The organism is Salinispira pacifica (assembly GCF_000507245.1).
GTDB lineage: Bacteria > Spirochaetota > Spirochaetia > DSM-27196 > Salinispiraceae > Salinispira > Salinispira pacifica.
Window position 1 is genome coordinate 1,258,786 of the sequence record NC_023035.1, and the last position, 17,359, is coordinate 1,276,144.

Below are 17,359 nucleotides of genomic sequence, written 5' to 3' on the forward strand. Positions count from 1 at the left end.
GGGGATCAGAGAAAGGAACCTGTCAGGGGTTCCGGGGAGAAAATGATGGAAGGTATCAGTTCAACAGCAGTGGACACCGCCAGCCTGCGCAGCCTGAACGGGATTGACAGATCCAGAGTACAGCTGGGCAGTGAGGCAGACGGAAATCAGCTGAGCTTTGAAAACCTTTTAAGCAGCGGAGAGCAGGCGCGGGTTGAAGAACAGGTGCTGAACGTGAACCGGGGTATCCAGATCGACGGACGGCAGATTAAACAGTCCATGGACAAGGATGATTATCTGACTCTGTTAATTGCCCAGCTGAAGAACCAGGATCCCACCAAACCCATGGAAGACCGGGAATTTATCGCCCAGATGGCGCAGTTTTCCAGTCTGGAACAGATGACCAATATGAGTAAGGGCTTTGAAACCCTTGCATCCCAGCTTTCGGCAGGTCAGGCGTCTTCCATGCTGGGTAAGGAAGTGGATGTGGTGCTGGACGGCAATGTTATTTCCGGAAAGGTTCAGGAGATAACCCGAGGTGAGTATCCCCAGGTGCGTGTGGACGGAACCTATTACGATCTTTCCGATGTCAGCCGGATACGGGAAGGAAGCGCAGCAGCTGCGGCATCGGCTTACGCCGCACAGAGCAAACAGGACTAAGGAGGCAGCCCTATGATGCGATCACTATATGCAGGAGTTTCAGGACTTCAGAATCACCAGATCCGGATGGACGTAATCGGAAATAATGTATCCAACGTGAACACCACGGGATTTAAGAAGGGACGGGTGAACTTCCAGGACCTTCTTTCCCAGAACCAGCAGGGTGCGGCACGGCCTAATGAACGGGTGGGGGGAGTGAACCCCAAACAGGTTGGACTGGGTGTGAATGTGGCATCCATCGATACCATCTTCACCCAGGGATCTCTCCAGACCACCGGGGTGAAGACCGATGTGGCAGTTCAGGGAGAAGGGTTTTTTGTTCTCCGGGAAGGAGATCAGGATTTTTACAGCCGGGCAGGTGCATTTTCCCTGGATGCAGAGGGAATGCTGGTGAATCCGTCGAACGGTATGCGGGTTCAGGGCTGGACCGCGGAGACGGTGAACGGAGTTACATTCATCGATTCATCCGCTTCAACAGACGATCTGCGGATTCCCATCGGCGGCAAGGACCCCGCGCGGGCCACAACCCTGGTGGAGCTTGCTTCAAACCTGAACCGGGACACCCCGGAAATACCTGCGGGTGCAGGTCCTGAAGAGATCCGGGAGGGTACATGGGCCACCAGCAAGGATGTGTACGACCCCTACGGCCGGAAGCTTACCCTCGAAGTGAACTACACCAAGGTTGTGGACGGAACCAATGAATGGAATGCTGAAGTTCAGCTCATTGATCCCCAGGGAAATGTGGTAATACCGGATATCGCGGTAAACGGTGCCGCCAACCCCGAAGGGGACAACACCTATCAGCTGCAGTTCGATAACTTCGGAATTCTGGAAAGTGTCACCAGCCCCGGGGGCGGAGTGGACGATACCGGCGATTTGAATGTGGATATCAGCTTTCTGGTGCCCGATTCTGAATTGCCCGAAGATGTGGAAAACATCGACCCTGCATTTGTGGGCGAAGGTGTGGCGGGAGATCCCATTACACAAACCTTCAGCATAGATCTGGGAGAAGTGGGGAGCACGGAAAACTCATCCACCCAGTTTGCGGCGGCAAGTTCCAACAAGATATTCCGCCAGGACGGATACGGGATGGGATATCTTCAGGATTTCCGGATCGACCAGAGCGGAACCATTACCGGTATTTACGATAACGGTACCAACCGGCCCATCGGTCAGATTGCCCTTGCCACCTTCGTGAACCCCGGCGGGCTTGAAAAGGCCGGAGAGAACAATTACCGGGTGAGCATCAACTCAGGCGATGCGGATGTGGGGCCCGTGGGTACTTCAGGCCGGGGCAAGATCATTGCCGGGGCCCTTGAAATGAGTAATGTTGACCTGGCGGAGCAGTTCACAGATATGATCGTTACCCAGAGGGGATTTCAGGCGAACAGCCGGACCATTACCACCTCCGACCAGATGCTGCAGGAACTCCTTTCACTGAAGCGGTAATTGATGTAGTATAGATTGATGTAGCATAGATTGAATTATTCCCGGAGCGGGCCGGTTTCTCTCCGGGGTAATTGTCAGAAGTGGGGACCATGATTGAAGTGACCCGTCTGGATGGGAAGGTGTACTATGTTAACCCCCATCATATAGAGTATATTGAGTGCAACCCCGATTCGACGCTTACCATGTTATCCGGTAAGCGTTTAGTGGTGAAGGAGAGCTATGAGCTTCTCCTGGAGCGGATTATTGAGTACCGCTCCCGAATCGGGGCGTTCAAGAACGAGGAGTAGCATCCTATGGATTTAGGTACCCTGATCGGACTCGGCATCTCCGCAGGCATGGTAGTTTTCGGAATTATCGGCGGCGGTGTGGGGTTTCAGTATTATGTTGATTTACCCTCGGTTCTCATTGTTATCGGAGGTTCGCTGGGGGCGGTAATGGTTTCAAGCCCCATGAACCGGATAATGGGTATCGGGAAATATATCAGTATTCTCCTGAATGTACCCGATCTGAGGGAAGGTAAACTGATTACCGATCTGGTGGCCTTTGCAGAGCGGGCGCGGAGAGAAGGGCTTCTGGCTCTGGAAGATAATCTTGACGAAGTTGAAAACGAGTTTATGCGCAAGGGAATCCAGCTGGTGGTGGACGGTACCGACCCGGAAATCATCAAAAGCATTCTCTACACGGAACTGAACCAGATCCAGGGAAGGCACGAAGACGGAATCAATCTTTTCGGGCAATGGGGCTCTCTGGCTCCGGCCTTCGGTATGATCGGTACCCTCATCGGACTGATTGCCATGCTTGCGAACCTTGAGGATCAGTCGGGAATTGCTTCTGGTATGGCCACAGCCTTGATCACCACCATGTACGGATCCATGCTCGCCAATATTGTGCTTATCCCGTTTAAGTCCAAACTTGAAGACAGAGATAAATACGAAACACGTTCCAAGGAAATAGTAATAGAAGGAATTTTGTCCATCCAGTCAGGGGATAACCCCCGAATTCTGCTGGAGAAGCTTCTCAGCTTCCTTCCCCCGCCGGAGAGGGAGCCCATCAGAGCGGAATCGAATCAGTAATAATCGGCGGCAGGTTATGATCCGGCTCTCCGGATATGCGATCTGCACCCGGAGGCTTCAGACCGTCCAGGTGACGGGATTGAGGCGGGAATGAAAGGTTGAACTATGGCCCAGGAAAAGAAATGTAAAAAATGTGAAGAAGGGGTGCCTGAATACATGCTCACCTATGGTGACATGGTAACCCTTCTGCTTACGTTTTTCGTTCTCATGTTCACCACCGCAGAGGTGGACGGCTATGAATTTCAGCTGATTCTGGCAGCCTTTCAGGGACTTGGAAATTTCGAGGGGGGCAACACTCTTGAAGCCGGTCGGCTGGCCGAGCTGGGAAACACCATCGAGTCTCTTCCGTCCCTTCAATCGGGACGTGCTCTGGCAAAAGCCAGGCGCGCTGCGGTGAGTCTTTTTGAACCGGAAATTCGAACCGAACAGATTCGGGTGACGGAGGATGAGCGGGGGCTGGTTATTTCCCTTGCCTCCGACGCCTTTTTCGATGTTGCCAGCGCAGAAATCCGTCTTGAAGACACCAGGGATATTCTCATCCGCCTGGCCAGTCTCCTCTCCGAAGATTATCTGGAAGAACGCTATTTCCGGGTGGAGGGGCATACCGACAGCCAGCCCACTGATCCCGACGGCCGATGGCCTTCCAACTGGCATCTGGGCGCGGCCAGAGCCCTGAATACCATGCTGATACTCTCGGAATTCGGAGCGGATGAAACCCAGTTTCAGGTGATGAGTCTGGGCGAACACCGCCCTCTTGTGGAAAACGATACTCCCGAGGGGCGGGCGTACAACCGCCGGGTGGATGTTATCATTCTCTCGGAGGGCAATCTCTAATCTTCCGGGGCATTCCCAGCCCTCCATCCCCGCCGGAGCATTTCCCCACCGGGAAAAAACACTACACTCACACATTTATATTCCGATATGTTAGTATAACCCCGCCGGCTTTCCGGCGGATCAGGGGTTGCCGTGCAGCCCCAATGTTTCAGGAGGATTCCATGGGCGATGATTTTCTCGATGGCGATGATGATGTAGTTGCTGCCGATGACGGCGGTTCCGAAGGAGGGGGAGGGCAAAAAGTCGGCTTTCTTCCCGCCATTGTTATTCAAATACTGAAATGGGCGGCCATCATTGTGGGTGCCATTATCTTCATTGTCACGGTTGTGGTGGTCACCCTGAATATCATGGGCGCAAATCAGCCGGGTCAGGACCGGGTGGAACGCTCGGAGTCTTATGAAGGGCCGCCTCCGGTCTATTCCTGGTTCGCGGAAATTCCCGAGCTCCGGGGCGTAACCAGCGATCAGGTTTCCAGGACCTTTGTGGTGGAAATCCGTCTTGGCTACGAGAAGGACAATGCGGCCATATCCAACTCGATAATCAACCAGCAGATTCCCCTGACGGATATGCTGAATACCTGGTTTGCGTCCCGTTCGGCATCGTATCTCATAGATATTGATAACAGGGACGAGATCAGAAGTCAGCTGCTGGCGGAAATCCAGAAGATAGTTCCGGAAGTTGAACGGGTGGCCTTCACCAAATATCAGATTCTGGACTTCTAGCACCGGAACATGCCTGCAGGATCTGAATTTGGGCTGTGAGGTGAAATACTAGACGTTTGTTGTGCCCGGGTGATATACTTAGCGATGGCGGCGGATATTATGCCATATATGGTACTTGCAATATTCCGGGTGTTGTGAGAAAATTTATGAGCGGAACTGTCTGAAACGGCAGCAGGAGAGGGGAAAACATGACTGAAGTATTATCTCAGGACGAGATTGACCAGCTATTGACGGCAATTTCTTCCGGGGATATTGATGCTGCGGACGATACCACCAGTACTCAGCAGGACACCCGGAAGATCAAAATATATGACTTCAAACGTCCTGATAAGTTCTCCAAGGAACAGATCCGTACCGTCTCAATCATGCATGAGACCTTTGCCCGTCTCACCACCACCTCTTTGTCCGCCAATCTCCGGAGTCTGGTGCAGGTTCATGTGGCAAGTGTTGACCAGCTCACCTACGAAGAGTTCGTGCGTTCAATTCCCAACCCCACAACCCTTGCGGTTATTAACATGGATCCCCTGAAGGGTTCCGCAATTCTGGAAATAGATCCGGCCATCACCTTCTCGATAATTGACCGGCTTTTCGGAGGCCAGGGTGAGGGTACCAAGGTTACCCGGGATCTCACCGACATTGAAACCACGGTTATGGAAGGGATTATTGTGCGTATTCTGGGGAATATGCGTGAAGCCTGGAGTCAGGTTATCGACCTTCGCCCCCGTCTGGGGCAGATTGAAACCAATCCCCAGTTTGCACAGATTGTTCCACCCACCGAAATGGTTGTACTGGTAACCCTGGAAACCAAGGTGGGTGAGGTCGAGGGGATGATGAACTTCTGTATTCCCTATTTGACCATCGAGCCGATTATCTCCAAGCTTTCGGCTCAATATTGGTATTCCTCGGTACGCCGGGGTACCACCACCGAAAACCTGCAGATTCTCCGTGAGCGGCTGTCAGCCATTGAGGTGGATGTTGTTGCGGAAATCGGGAATATGCAGCTCACCGTACGGGATGTTCTCTCTTTACGCTCAGGTGATGTGGTGAGATTGCCGAATGTTAGAATAAGCGATCCCATGGCTTTAAAAATCGGGAACAAGCCCAAGTTTATGTGTAAACCCGGGCGCAACGGCAATAAGCTTGCCGTACAGATTACGAAAAAACTGGAAGATATTGATCAAGAGGAATTCGAGGAGCTGGCTGCTGAAGCCGAAGAAGTTGAATAGTTTGGCTGATTGGCGCCGAGCCTGGCAACGACCTTTGAAGGAGTTAGTATGAGTGATGGATCACTCTCCCAAGACGAAATTGATGCTCTGTTGCAGGGTGCCGGAGGTATGGATTTTGACGAACCCGCTCCTGCGGGTGCGGAGGGTCTGAAAGACAGCCAGTTGAGCGATTTTTCAAACGTGGTGAACGAAGCGACCGACACCATGGGCTCGAACCTCGCCATGCTGCTTACCAAGTCCGTAAGTCTGGGACAGCCCCAGGTTGATCAGGTGAACGGCGAGATGGTCACCACCAGCCTGAATGACGAAGTGGTTACCGTAAGCATGAACCTTACCGACGGGGTGCAGGGGGATCATGGCTTTGTCATGAATGTAGATACTGCATTGCAGATCGCCGGACCCATGCAGGGAATGGAGGGGGTGGAACTGGATGACGCCTCTATTAATGCCCTGCAGGAAGCATTCCAGAATGTGACCGGACCTCTTCTCACTTCACTTTCCGATAAAAGCGGTCTTTCGGTGATGACCGACCCTCCTGTGGGGGCAGCGGATCCAAGGAAGAGGTGAGTCTCAGCGGAAAGTATGTTCGCCTGAATTACCCCATGACCATAGACGGTCAGGCGGTGGGTACCATTATTGAATATTTCAGTGCACCGGCGGTTGCAGCCATGATGCCCGATGCCTCAGCCCAGCAGAACCAGGGCGGTATGAATATGGGCGCCCAGGGACAGCAAGGGATGGGCCAGGATATGTCCTCCATGGGCGGTATGCAGATGGGCGGCAATCAGATGGGCGGCAATCAGATGGGCGGCCAGATGCCCAACCAGATGGGCGGAAACGCCATGATGGGCATGCAGAACCAGATGGGCGGCGGTCCGGCTGTTCAGGGTGTACAGTTCCCCAGTTTCGGCGGCCCCGGAGCGGGATCAGGCGAGCAGGGCAACATCGGTCTTCTCATGGACGTATACATGGAAATGACCGTTGAGCTGGGCCGAACCAGAAAGCTGATCAAAGATATTCTGGGAATGGGAGAAGGAACCATTATCGAACTGGACAAGCTTGCGGGTGAACCGGTGGACATTCTGGTGAACCACAAGCTGATTGCCAAGGGAGAAGTGGTGGTAATTGACGAAAATTTCGGTGTTCGTGTCACAGAGATCGTTTCACCTATGGAAAGAATGAACACAATATCGTAGAATACATACAGAGACATGGCAGTCAATGGGTTTGAGCGCCCCTGAGGGCACTCAACTCATTGTATTTCAGTTTCTTTGGGAGGGGAAAACTGAGACGCGCAATACTAGTTGCGCTGCTGCTGATGTGTACGGCTGCTGCGGGATTCGCTCAGCAGGACACCGGTAACGAGGGAACCGGTGCTGCAGTTGAGGTCCCCGGCCGGGTTGACGGAAGAAATTCATCTTCGTCGGACAACCGGGCCTCCGCAGGCGAACAGGCGAACACCAATGCCGGAAATCAGGCAGGGGAGTCCGCTGGTGCAGAGAGCCGGAGTACACAGCAGAACAGCGCCGAACAAACCGACGCAGAAATATCAAATCAAAACTCCAGCAACTCGGCTGAGCGCAGTGTGGACGAACGCAGTCTGACCTTCGATTTCGATGATGTCAGTCCGGAAGAAGAAGCGGGCAGCGAAGATCTTGCCGTCTTCGGATTCTGGGATCTGCTGCGCATGGTCCTTGTTCTTGCTCTGGTGGTAGGCCTTATTTACGGTCTGTACTTCATTCTGCGGAAAAGCAAATCATCCCAGGAAGAAAACAGCAGCTTTATTCAGGTGTTGTCCAATCAGCATCTCCCCGGAGGAAAAACCCTCCATGTCATAGATGTGGGGGGGAAAGTGTATCTTCTGGGAGCCGGAGACGGCGGCGTGAACCTGATCACCGAGATCAACGACAAGGAAACTGTGGACGAAATGAGACTGCAGGCTTCCCGGCAGCAGCTGCATAAGGGCAACTTTTCACAACTTCTTGGAAGTTTTTTCAATACCTCAGCTTCTGCTCAAGGGGTATCAACGGCGTCCCCTGCAACGCAGCCTTCGAATGACGGCGGTGGAGGCGACGGCTTTGACTTTGTCCGCAGACAGCGGGAAAGGCTGAAGAAGCTATGAGTGTACGGAGTCTCTGCCGGCCGGCCGGATTGATCAGGCTGCTGTTTGTCCTGATTCTGCTCATGGGCGTTACTCCGGCCGGATTGAGTGCACAGCAAACCGCTCCCTCACCAGAGCCACCATCGGTGGGCAACAATCTGATCGGTGATATTCAGGGAGGACAGGAGCTGCTGCCCTTTGTGAATCTGTCGGTTCAGCAGGCGGAATCCGGGGAGGAAGTTGCACTTTCTCTCCAGCTGCTCATGCTCCTCACCGTGCTCTCACTGGCACCCTCTATTGTGGTGATGATGACCAGTTTTCTCAGGCTGGCCATCGTCTTCGACTTTGTGAAACGTGCCCTGAGTCTCCAGCAGGTCCCTCCCACACAGATTCTCATGGGAATTGCGTTGTTTCTCACCCTCTTTATCATGTGGCCCAGCATTAATCTGATATATGAAGATGCTTTTGTTCCCCTCTCCGAGGGAGAGATCAATCTTGAGCAGGCCTACGGGGTGTTTGAAGACGAGATGCGCTATTTCATGTATCGCCAGATGCAGGGGAGCCCGGATAATATCCGGCTCTTTATGCGGATGAGCGGCCTGGACAGACCAAACAATCTTGCGGATGTGCCCACCTATGTGCTCATACCCGCATACATACTTAATGAATTGACCGTTGCATTTCAGATCGGAATTCTGCTGTTCATTCCGTTTATTATCATCGATATGGTTGTGGCATCCACCCTCATGTCAATGGGGATGATCATGCTTCCGCCGGTGATGATATCGCTGCCGTTCAAGCTGATACTTTTTGTACTTGTGGACGGCTGGGGGCTGCTTACCCAGCAGCTTGTGGCAAGTTTCAATTAACCGGTCCCGGTGAGGTAATCCGGGGCGGATGCAACAACTGCTTGTGCCGGATGCGGAGGATTTCCGTTGGATGCATTCGCGGATGAAGAAAATACGAAGGGAGGAAATATATGGACATGGGAACCGCCATGGGACTGATGCGCTCGGCTATCTTCCAGATACTGGTACTCAGTGCGCCGCTGCTGCTGGTGGGACTGGTTGTGGGTCTGATTATATCAATATTTCAGGCAACCACATCCATACAGGAACAGACCCTCACCTTCGTGCCCAAAATTGCGGCGATTCTCATAACCCTGATGTTTCTCGGTCCCTGGATGATGGCCATGCTTGTGAATTTTACCACCGGCATTTTTAATCAGATTTCCGTAATTGGAGGGTAGGTGAACAGTGTTCTGGAATGAGCTCGGGCCCCAGGCAGCAGTATTTTTCCTCATTTTTGCACGGGTGTTTGCACTTCTGTCTGTTGCGCCTCTGTTCTCATCCTCAAGCCTTCCGGGGATGGCCCGGGTGGGGCTGACCCTTCTCACCTCTGTTTTGATCCTGCCGTGGATCAATGTTGCGGAGATTACCAGTCTTCAGCAGGAAGTTGTTGATTTTTCCGCCATGGGACTTCCCGCTGCGGATGCCGCAGTGGCGGATTTTGGGTTGAAGTACGTGTTTCTGCTTATAGGTGAAGCGTTTATCGGAATTCTTCAGGGATTCATTCTGAATCTCATTACCATGGCATTTCAGAGTGCAGGGCAGTTTTTCACCATGCAGATGGGTTTCGGGGCTTCGGCGGTGTTTGACCCCATGGCCCAGGAGCAGATCCCCCTTATGGGACAGTTTTTCAATCTGGTGGCCATGCTGGTGTTTCTGATTATCAACGGCTTTCAGAAGCTGTTTTTTACCGGAATTCTGGTGAGCTTTCAGGCGGTCCGGGCTGCCGATTTGATCCGCGCCCAGGGCGTATTCATGGAAGTGTTTATCGGCAGCATGGCGGTATTGTTCCGCCAGGCCATGTCTATGGCATTCCCCATATTCGGTACGCTGTTCCTGGTTCAGGTTACCATGGGGCTGCTTGCAAAAGCCGCACCTCAGATGAACCTTCTCATGCTGGGCTTTCCCCTGGCAATACTGGTTACGTTTACCATTCTGCTTTTTGTAATTCCCGTGCTCATGAATACCTTCGGTGCCGTGTTTGATAACGGGTTCAATGTGATAGAGAGTCTGCTCATGCAGCTGCGGGGGAGTCCGATATGATTGATCATCAGCGTGTTGATATGATCCGGTTCACCAACCTCCCCGATTTTCAGAACCGGCCGGTGTTTGAGCGTATGACCCTCCAGTGGTTCGCCGCTGAGGATGAGGGCCGTACCGAAGAGCCGACTGAACAGAAGATCCGTAAAGCCCGGGAAGACGGGAAGGTCGCCAAAAGTCAGGATGTAAGCTCCACCATTGTTCTCCTTGGGAGCATTGCGGTTTTGGCATTCTTCGGACGGGGAATGTTCAATACCATGCAGGATATGGTGAAATACTATCTCGGCTTTGTGGCAAATCCTCCGGTGGAGGGGAGCGGGGTTTTATTCCGTGCGTTTTTCTCCTTTTTTCTTCGGCTGACTCTTCCGGTGGCCATTACGGCTTTTGTCATGGCCATTCTGGGTAACCTTATTCAGGTGGGTTTTCTGTTTACCACCAAACCTCTCAAGCCGGACTTTAAAAAGATCGCTCCCAACTTTCCCAAATATTTCAAACGTACGCTGTTGTCAACAGAGGCTCTGTTTAATCTCAGCAAGAGCATTGTGAAAGTTGTAATCGTGGTGAGCATATCCTTTTTCAATGTGTTCATCCGTCTTGAAGAGATTACCGGATTGGTTCGCCGCCCGTTCATGGAAGGTGTGTTCCTGGTGGCGGACATAGCTTTTCTGATTATCCTTGAAGCGGCCATTGTAATGCTCATCTTCAGCCTTATTGATTACTGGTTTCAGAGGAAGCAGCATCGGGAATCCTTGAAAATGACCAAGCAGGAAGTGAAGGAAGAACGGAAAAATTTCGAAGGGGATCCTCAAGTGAAAGCCCGATTGAAGGAGCGAATGAGGGAAATTCTCCAGTCCAATATGATGCGGAAAGTCCCCGAGGCTGACGTGGTGGTCACCAACCCGACCCACTTTGCCGTGGCGCTGGAATATCAAAAAGAAAGCATGAATGCCCCCATGGTTACCGCCAAAGGGCAGGATCATATCGCACAGAGGATGAAGGCCATAGCCGCTGAACACCAGGTGCCTGTGATGGAAAACAAACCCCTTGCCAGGGCACTGTATGCTGATGTGGAGATTGGAGACCAGATCCCCGCCCAGCATTATCAGGCCGTGGCGGAGCTGTTGAAAATGGTATACCGGATGAATAATCAGAAGGAGGCAGGCTGATGGCTGATATTCAATCCCAGCTGAGTACCGCCTTTCTCAAAGAGCGCAGCGATGCCCTGGTGGCTATCGGTGTAATTATCGTGGTGATGATGCTGATCATCCCCCTGCCGTCCATTATTCTGGACACATTTCAGGCGTCCAATCTTGTGCTATCCCTGCTCATATTGCTGATCGTGCTCTACACCGTGAGGGCTCTGGATTTTTCCATCTTTCCCACCATTCTTCTGGTGAGTACGGTATTTTCCCTGGCTCTGAATGTGAGTTCAACACGTCTCATTCTCAGCAACGGAAGCGAATTCGGCGGGCAGATTGTACGGGCCTTCGGTAGCTTTGTTACCGGCGCAGAGGGTGCCGAGGGGCTGGTGATCGGTGCCATTATTTACATCATCATTATCGCAGTGCAGTTCCTGGTAATCACCAAGGGTGCCACCAGGGTTGCAGAAGTTGCAGCCCGGTTTACCCTGGACGCTCTTCCCGGAAAACAGATGGCAATTGATGCCGAGTACAGTAACGGCTCCATTTCAGAGCAGGAAGCTCAGAGACGGAAGCAGGATCTCCAGAAGGAAGTGGATTTTTACGGGGCAATGGATGGTGCCAGTAAGTTCATTCAGGGCAACGTAACCGTGGGAATACTCATAACCGTGGTGAATATTGTGGGAGGCCTGATCGTGGGTCTCACCATCCACGGCGAGGATCTGAATACCGCAGTAAATACCTATGTGAGCCTTACAATCGGTGACGGTCTTGTAAGTCAGTTTCCCAGTCTTCTGGTTTCCACCGCAACAGGTCTGATTGTGACCCGGGCGGTGAGCGACGGCAGCTTTGGCCGGGACCTCACCCAACAATTCGGACGTCAGGATCGGGTGTACTGGATTGCAGCCATATTCCTCTTTGTGCTTGCCTTTCTCCCCGGATTCCCGTGGTATGTGCTCCTGCCCCTGGCAGCCATGAGTGCGGTCATGGCCTACCGTCTCGGTCAGCGTCGCGAAGAGCGTGAAACCAAAGAGAAGGATCAGGCGGCCCAGAAAGCCGCAGCCCCCGCAGAACAGCCTCAGGAATTTCCAAAAGTGGCGCCCCTGGATCCCATCAGCCTGGAACTGGGATACGGCTTGGTTCCCCTGGTGGATAAAGAGCAGGGTGCCGAGCTTCTGGAACGGATCACGAAAATACGCCGGGAGACCGCCCTTGATTTGGGCCTGATCGTACCGAGAATCAGGATTATCGATAACATGCGCCTGGATCCCTCGGAGTATTGCCTGAAAATACGGGGAGTTGAAGTGGGCCGGGGAATTCTCAGAATGGGAAGCTTTCTCTGCATCAATCCCGGCGGGGTGAGCGATGAAATAGACGGGGAAAAAACCACAGATCCTGCATTCGGGCTGCCGGCCATGTGGATCAGTGAGAACGACCGGGACCGGGCCGAACGGGCAGGGTACACGGTGGTGGATCCCCCTTCGATTATCGCGACACATCTCACCGAATTGATTAAACGGAATGCGGAAAGCATTCTGGGCAGACAGGAAGTGAAGAGTCTTCTTGACGGACTGCGTGAGGATTATTCAGCTGTGGTGGAAGAAGTGCAGAATATTCTGGGAATCGGAGAGATTCAGAAAGTTCTTCAGGGACTTCTCCGGGAGCAGGTTTCCATACGAAATATGGTGAGCATTCTTGAGAGCCTTGCGGATTATGCGAAAATTGCCAAGGATGATATTCCGTATCTTATTGAGAAGGTCCGCCAGGGTCTGGCCCGGCAGATCTGTCTCCAGTATGCGGACGATGACAAGATTATTCATGTAATTACCCTGGATCCCGAGCTTGAGCAGCAGCTGATAGAGAGCCGCCAGCAAACCGCAGCAGGGGTTATGCCTGCACTTCCGCCGGATCAGCACCGCCGATGGATCAATGCCAGCATGAATACGGTGAAACATGTGCAGGAAATGGGATACCTGCCTGTGGTGCTTACACAGGAGGTGACCCGGCCACTGGTCAAGGCGGGAACCCGCCGGGATATAGCGGATCTGGTGGTGCTTTCGGTGCCTGAGATTATTCCGGAAGTGAATATCGAATCAATTGGTGTAATTTCTACACGTGAGAACGAGAATGAACGGTGAAAATATGATACAAAAGGAATTGGGTGGGGAACATGAGTTACGAATATTTTACTGAAGTCGCTTCCTCATACAGGGAAGCGGAAAACCTTGTTACCCGGAAGTACGGGGGCAAGGCCACGATCACACAACGCAGACAGAGGCAAATCGGCGGCTTTCTCGGGCTGTTCCGAAAGGATGCCGTGGAGGTCAGCGGGTTTGTAGCCCTGGAACCCCTGGGCGTATCCCGCCGTACTTCGCCGTCCAGAAATGCCGCAGCTCAGGGATACCCCTACGGGGCCTCCCCATCGGGTGCAACAGAGAGCAAACTCAACGAAACCGCATTACGCAGCCGGGCGGCATCTGCCAACGGTCCCAACGGCGGGAAAGGTGCAGGGCTGGATGCAGCCAAGCAGCAGCTGCTGAAGGCCGCCGGAATGAACGATTCGGTGACCATGACCCGAATTCTCGCTGAACTGAAAAACCTCCGTGATGATGTCACCTCAGTGACAAAACAGCAGGGCGAACAGCAAAACGGCGGGAGCGAATCGGAACATCAGTCAATCGCCGCTGTGAGGGAACTCCTTGATGAAAATGAATTCAGTGCCAAGTACATAGAATATATACTGAAAAGATGCCGGAGCCTCTCCATAGAAGATCTGGATGACCCTGACCTGGTTCAGGAGCGGGTGCTGGAGTGGATCGGCGAAAGCATCGGGATTCATGAAGACAGCCCGAAAACCCGACCAAGGGTGGTGGTGCTGGTGGGGCCAACCGGAGTGGGAAAAACCACCACCATTGCCAAGCTTGCAGCACAGTATCATCTTGGGAAAATCGGCGGGGCAAAGCAGACGGTGCGGATTCTCACTATAGATAACTACCGGATCGGAGCAAAAAAGCAGATCGAAACCTACGGTGAAATCATGAATATTCCCGTGGAGGCCGCAGAATCGCCGGATGATCTGAAAAAGTGGCTGGATATATATCATGACGTGGACATGATATTTATCGACACCATCGGCCGCAGCCCCAACGAGTTTGAAACCCTCGGGAAAATGAACACTCTTCTTCAGGCCTGCGGTGCACAGGCTGAAGTTCATCTGGCCCTCAGTGCCTGCACCAGGAGTTCGGACATCAAGCGAATCATGCAGCAGTTCGAACCATTCAATTATCAATCAGTGGTGGTTACAAAAACCGATGAAACCACAAGTCTTGGAACGGTTATCAGCAGCCTGTGGGAGAAAAACAAGGAAGTGAGTTTTATCACTTACGGCCAGTCAGTCCCCCATGATTTAAAGACAGCCGATACGAAACAGTTCCTCCTCAGACTTGCCGGTTTTCGAATTGACCGGCAGCGGCTGGATGAAGAATACAGAAAGGTTAAGGTGGAGTAGAATATGGCTGATCAGGCAGAAGCATTACGGGAGATTATGCAGGGGAATTCTCAGCTGGCGAATTCCAAAACACGGATTATCACCGTCGCCAGCGGCAAAGGCGGGGTGGGGAAAACGAACATATCCACTAACCTGGCCATTGCCTACGGCAAGCTGGGGAAACGGGTGGTGCTTATGGACGCCGACCTCGGTCTGGCCAACGTAAATGTTGTTCTGGGGATCATTCCCAAGTACAACCTGTATCACCTTATCCGGAAACAGAAAACCATGAAGGATATCCTCATGGATACCCAGTACGGCATCCAGCTGGTCGCCGGGGCCAGCGGGTTCAGCAAACTGGCGAATCTTTCAGAGGAAGAGCGGAACAACTTCATTAAGGAGCTCACCGAGCTCAGCTCTGCAGATGTGATCATTATCGATGCAAGTGCCGGTGTAAACAATAACGTTCTTTCGTTTATTGCTGCAGCGGATGATGCAATTATTGTTACCACTCCCGAACCTACGGCTATTACCGACGCATACGGCATCATCAAAATTATCGCCACTGAGATCGATAATCTGGGGCTCAGCCTGAAACTGATTGTGAACCGGGTGTCCAGCGTTACTGAAGGAAAAAAAGTAGCCGAGAGGGTCACCAATATCGCCTCACAGTTTTTAAATCTCAAGGTGGATTATCTGGGATACGTTTTTGAAGACACGGCGGTACGGGATGCGGTGAAGAAACAGAAACCCTTCTCAATTCTGGAACCACGTTCCAAGGCAAGTGCATGTGTTCAGCAGCTGGTGAGCCGGCTGGAAAAGATTGAATATCGGGAAGGCGGCGGTCTGGGCAACTTCCTGAAGAAATTGTTCAGCAGATAACCACTGTTGACCAGTTGGTAAATTGTGGCTTAAGGTATAATATTAGGGATAGATGGTGCTGTTATGGATAAAGCCCTGGGAATTGCTCTGAGAACGGCCATTGCAGGCGTAATATTAGGTCTCATCGGTGGTGTGATCGGGGGAATTGATCTGTCCACAATTGTTTTACGCATGATTTTCTCGGGGGTTTTTGCAGGCATTCTGGGTGCCGGCGGATATGTTGTTGTAAAAAAATACCTTCCCGAGTTACTCAGTGAACTGTCCATGGGAAGCGATGACGGTATGGACTCCGGGCTCGGAGGTGATCTGAGCGTGGAAACCGGCGGAAACGTGAATATTGTGGTGGATGATGAAGGCGGAAGCCATGAAACCGGCCGTTCAGGCCAGGTGAGCGGTGACCAGGCAGATCCGCTTCGCCAGGCGGTGGACCGGGTCAACGGAGAAGGTTCCGGGGCAGGAAAAAATGATGCCGCGGATGACCTGGATGTGAATACCCTTGAGCATGAGTTCCGGCAGGAAGCTTCATCTCCGGCAAAAGGCGGCAAAAGGTCTGAAGAAGGCAATATCTTTACAGATGATGAAGATTCCATGGTTGAAGAAGTGCATGAGGACGGCAGCGGTTATTCCGCAGCATCCTCGGATATAGATGAAGAAGAGTTCGCCGGTGCCGTTGACAGTCTGCCGGACATCGGTCAAATGAACGATGCGTTTAATCACGGGTCCTTCAGTGATGAAGAGGAAACTCCTCCGGGGGAGGAGATCTCTGACAGCGAATTCGGAGCCCCGCTGTCAGGACATTCGGGAACAGGCGGCTCTCAGGCTGCAGGTGAAGATGGGAATGATCCGAAGTTGATTGCCCAGGCTATCAGCACAATGTTGAAGAAAGAGTAAGCCTGAGCGAGGGGAATTATGGCTGAGAAAACCTATACGGAACAGGATGAGTTGCGCCTCTGGAAAGAGTATAAGGAAACCGGAAACCCCGATATTCGGGACAGAATGGTGAAGCAATATGCGCCCCTTGTAAAATATGTTGCCGGCAAGGTTGCCGTGGGAATGCCCCAGAATGTGGAGTTCGACGATCTGGTGGGATACGGCGTGTTCGGACTCTTTGACGCCATTGAAAAATTCGATCCGGACAAGCACGTAAAATTCAAAACATATGCGGTTACCCGTATCCGGGGTGCAATATTCGATGAACTTCGGGCGATAGACTGGGTACCCCGCTCGGTACGCCAGAAATCCCGGGAAATAGAGGATACCATCCGCCGACTGGAAGCCAGTCTCGGCAGGTCAGCCAGTGATGCGGAAATTGCCAAGGAAATGGGCATGAGCGACAAGGAGTATGAGAAAACCATGCTCCGGGTCAGCGGAACCAGCATTTTGAGCCTCAACGACGTGTGGTATACCGGCGAAGATAACGACAAAGTATCAATCGCTGACAGTATCGAAAGCCCCGATAACTTCAACCCCGATAATATCGTGGAAAAGGAAGAAGTGAAGCGGGTTATCATCCAATCCATACAGGAACTTCCTGAAAAGGAAAAAACCGTGCTGGTTCTCTACTACTATGAAGATCTTACGTTGAAAGAAATCGGGAAGGTGCTTGAAGTCACCGAATCAAGAATCAGTCAGCTCCATACCAAAGCGATTATGCGGCTGAGAGCCAAACTCACAAATATTAAGAAAGGGATATTCTAAC

18 protein-coding genes and 1 pseudogene are annotated in these 17,359 nt (G+C 52.3%); all 19 read left to right on the forward strand.

Annotated elements, in window-relative coordinates; translation table 11 throughout:
- Positions 1 to 42 precede the first annotated feature (42 nt).
- A complete protein-coding gene (flgD, locus tag L21SP2_RS05555) occupies positions 43 to 639 on the forward strand; it encodes a flagellar hook assembly protein FlgD (protein WP_244437950.1) in 597 nt (198 codons plus the stop codon).
- 12 nt (positions 640 to 651) lie between these two features.
- The gene (gene flgE / locus L21SP2_RS05560; RefSeq protein ID WP_024267513.1) at positions 652 to 2,088 is read left to right on the forward strand and encodes a flagellar hook protein FlgE; all 1,437 of its coding nucleotides are present in this window, start codon (positions 652 to 654) and stop codon (positions 2,086 to 2,088) included.
- An 89-nt stretch (positions 2,089 to 2,177) separates the two neighbouring features.
- A complete protein-coding gene (locus L21SP2_RS05565; protein WP_024267514.1) occupies positions 2,178 to 2,375 on the forward strand; it encodes a flagellar FlbD family protein in 198 nt (65 codons plus the stop codon).
- A gap of 6 nt (positions 2,376 to 2,381) precedes the next feature.
- Positions 2,382 to 3,161 carry a motility protein A gene (locus L21SP2_RS05570; protein WP_024267515.1) on the forward strand — a complete coding sequence of 260 codons (780 nt, stop codon included), beginning with the start codon at positions 2,382 to 2,384 and terminating at the stop codon, positions 3,159 to 3,161.
- A 105-nt stretch (positions 3,162 to 3,266) separates the two neighbouring features.
- The gene (motB, locus tag L21SP2_RS05575; protein ID WP_024267516.1) at positions 3,267 to 3,995 is read left to right on the forward strand and encodes a flagellar motor protein MotB; all 729 of its coding nucleotides are present in this window, start codon (positions 3,267 to 3,269) and stop codon (positions 3,993 to 3,995) included.
- Between the two features lie 161 nt (positions 3,996 to 4,156).
- Positions 4,157 to 4,717: a flagellar basal body-associated FliL family protein gene (locus L21SP2_RS05580; protein ID WP_024267517.1), complete on the forward strand. Its 561-nt coding sequence runs from the start codon at positions 4,157 to 4,159 to the stop codon at positions 4,715 to 4,717.
- A 188-nt stretch (positions 4,718 to 4,905) separates the two neighbouring features.
- Positions 4,906 to 5,943, forward strand: a complete 1,038-nt coding sequence (gene fliM, locus L21SP2_RS05585; protein WP_024267518.1) for a flagellar motor switch protein FliM — start codon at positions 4,906 to 4,908, stop codon at positions 5,941 to 5,943.
- A 48-nt stretch (positions 5,944 to 5,991) separates the two neighbouring features.
- Positions 5,992 to 6,510 (forward strand): hypothetical protein, encoded by a 519-nt coding sequence (locus tag L21SP2_RS18835; protein ID WP_244437951.1) that lies wholly within the window; start codon positions 5,992 to 5,994, stop codon positions 6,508 to 6,510.
- Positions 6,511 to 6,593: 83 nt separating this feature from the next.
- A pseudogene (fliN, locus tag L21SP2_RS18840) lies at positions 6,594 to 7,139 on the forward strand (flagellar motor switch protein FliN); the annotation flags it as partial.
- Between the two features lie 122 nt (positions 7,140 to 7,261).
- Positions 7,262 to 8,065, forward strand: coding sequence for a flagellar biosynthetic protein FliO (locus tag L21SP2_RS16940; protein ID WP_024267519.1), 804 nt, complete (start codon positions 7,262 to 7,264; stop codon positions 8,063 to 8,065).
- The gene (gene fliP, locus L21SP2_RS05600) at positions 8,062 to 8,913 is read left to right on the forward strand and encodes a flagellar type III secretion system pore protein FliP (protein ID WP_024267520.1); all 852 of its coding nucleotides are present in this window, start codon (positions 8,062 to 8,064) and stop codon (positions 8,911 to 8,913) included. The genes L21SP2_RS16940 and fliP overlap by 4 nt, the downstream gene beginning before the upstream one ends.
- A 110-nt stretch (positions 8,914 to 9,023) precedes the next feature.
- Entirely contained in the window at positions 9,024 to 9,293 is a 270-nt protein-coding gene (gene fliQ / locus L21SP2_RS05605; protein ID WP_024267522.1) for a flagellar biosynthesis protein FliQ, read from the forward strand.
- A 7-nt stretch (positions 9,294 to 9,300) separates the two neighbouring features.
- On the forward strand, positions 9,301 to 10,155 hold the full coding sequence (locus L21SP2_RS05610; RefSeq protein ID WP_024267523.1) for a flagellar biosynthetic protein FliR: 855 nt from the start codon (positions 9,301 to 9,303) through the stop codon (positions 10,153 to 10,155).
- Positions 10,152 to 11,318 carry a flagellar biosynthesis protein FlhB gene (gene flhB, locus L21SP2_RS05615; RefSeq protein ID WP_024267524.1) on the forward strand — a complete coding sequence of 389 codons (1,167 nt, stop codon included), beginning with the start codon at positions 10,152 to 10,154 and terminating at the stop codon, positions 11,316 to 11,318. The genes L21SP2_RS05610 and flhB overlap by 4 nt, the downstream gene beginning before the upstream one ends.
- Entirely contained in the window at positions 11,318 to 13,429 is a 2,112-nt protein-coding gene (gene flhA / locus L21SP2_RS05620) for a flagellar biosynthesis protein FlhA (RefSeq protein ID WP_024267525.1), read from the forward strand. The genes flhB and flhA overlap by 1 nt, the downstream gene beginning before the upstream one ends.
- 32 nt (positions 13,430 to 13,461) lie before the next feature.
- Positions 13,462 to 14,799 (forward strand): flagellar biosynthesis GTPase FlhF, encoded by a 1,338-nt coding sequence (gene flhF / locus L21SP2_RS05625; protein WP_024267526.1) that lies wholly within the window; start codon positions 13,462 to 13,464, stop codon positions 14,797 to 14,799.
- A gap of 3 nt (positions 14,800 to 14,802) precedes the next feature.
- Positions 14,803 to 15,660, forward strand: a complete 858-nt coding sequence (locus L21SP2_RS05630; protein WP_024267527.1) for a MinD/ParA family protein — start codon at positions 14,803 to 14,805, stop codon at positions 15,658 to 15,660.
- Between the two features lie 63 nt (positions 15,661 to 15,723).
- Positions 15,724 to 16,551: a hypothetical protein gene (locus L21SP2_RS05635; protein ID WP_024267528.1), complete on the forward strand. Its 828-nt coding sequence runs from the start codon at positions 15,724 to 15,726 to the stop codon at positions 16,549 to 16,551.
- An 18-nt stretch (positions 16,552 to 16,569) separates the two neighbouring features.
- Positions 16,570 to 17,358: an RNA polymerase sigma factor WhiG gene (gene whiG / locus L21SP2_RS05640; RefSeq protein ID WP_024267529.1), complete on the forward strand. Its 789-nt coding sequence runs from the start codon at positions 16,570 to 16,572 to the stop codon at positions 17,356 to 17,358.
- Position 17,359: the final 1 nt, after the last annotated feature.

Excerpts from the sequence above, each read along its gene's own strand:
- flgD (WP_244437950.1), top strand. The coding sequence starts at position 43 with ATGATGGAAGGTATCAGTTCAACAGCAGTGGACACCGCCAGCCTGCGC.
- flgE (WP_024267513.1), top strand. The coding sequence starts at position 652 with ATGATGCGATCACTATATGCAGGAGTTTCAGGACTTCAGAATCACCAG.
- L21SP2_RS05565 (WP_024267514.1), top strand. The coding sequence starts at position 2,178 with ATGATTGAAGTGACCCGTCTGGATGGGAAGGTGTACTATGTTAACCCC.
- L21SP2_RS05570 (WP_024267515.1), top strand. The coding sequence starts at position 2,382 with ATGGATTTAGGTACCCTGATCGGACTCGGCATCTCCGCAGGCATGGTA.
- motB (WP_024267516.1), top strand. The coding sequence starts at position 3,267 with ATGGCCCAGGAAAAGAAATGTAAAAAATGTGAAGAAGGGGTGCCTGAA.
- L21SP2_RS05580 (WP_024267517.1), top strand. The coding sequence starts at position 4,157 with ATGGGCGATGATTTTCTCGATGGCGATGATGATGTAGTTGCTGCCGAT.
- fliM (WP_024267518.1), top strand. The coding sequence starts at position 4,906 with ATGACTGAAGTATTATCTCAGGACGAGATTGACCAGCTATTGACGGCA.
- L21SP2_RS18835 (WP_244437951.1), top strand. The coding sequence starts at position 5,992 with ATGAGTGATGGATCACTCTCCCAAGACGAAATTGATGCTCTGTTGCAG.
- L21SP2_RS16940 (WP_024267519.1), top strand. The coding sequence starts at position 7,262 with ATGTGTACGGCTGCTGCGGGATTCGCTCAGCAGGACACCGGTAACGAG.
- fliP (WP_024267520.1), top strand. The coding sequence starts at position 8,062 with ATGAGTGTACGGAGTCTCTGCCGGCCGGCCGGATTGATCAGGCTGCTG.
- fliQ (WP_024267522.1), top strand. The coding sequence starts at position 9,024 with ATGGACATGGGAACCGCCATGGGACTGATGCGCTCGGCTATCTTCCAG.
- flhB (WP_024267524.1), top strand. The coding sequence starts at position 10,152 with ATGATTGATCATCAGCGTGTTGATATGATCCGGTTCACCAACCTCCCC.
- flhA (WP_024267525.1), top strand. The coding sequence starts at position 11,318 with ATGGCTGATATTCAATCCCAGCTGAGTACCGCCTTTCTCAAAGAGCGC.
- flhF (WP_024267526.1), top strand. The coding sequence starts at position 13,462 with ATGAGTTACGAATATTTTACTGAAGTCGCTTCCTCATACAGGGAAGCG.
- L21SP2_RS05630 (WP_024267527.1), top strand. The coding sequence starts at position 14,803 with ATGGCTGATCAGGCAGAAGCATTACGGGAGATTATGCAGGGGAATTCT.
- L21SP2_RS05635 (WP_024267528.1), top strand. The coding sequence starts at position 15,724 with ATGGATAAAGCCCTGGGAATTGCTCTGAGAACGGCCATTGCAGGCGTA.
- whiG (WP_024267529.1), top strand. The coding sequence starts at position 16,570 with ATGGCTGAGAAAACCTATACGGAACAGGATGAGTTGCGCCTCTGGAAA.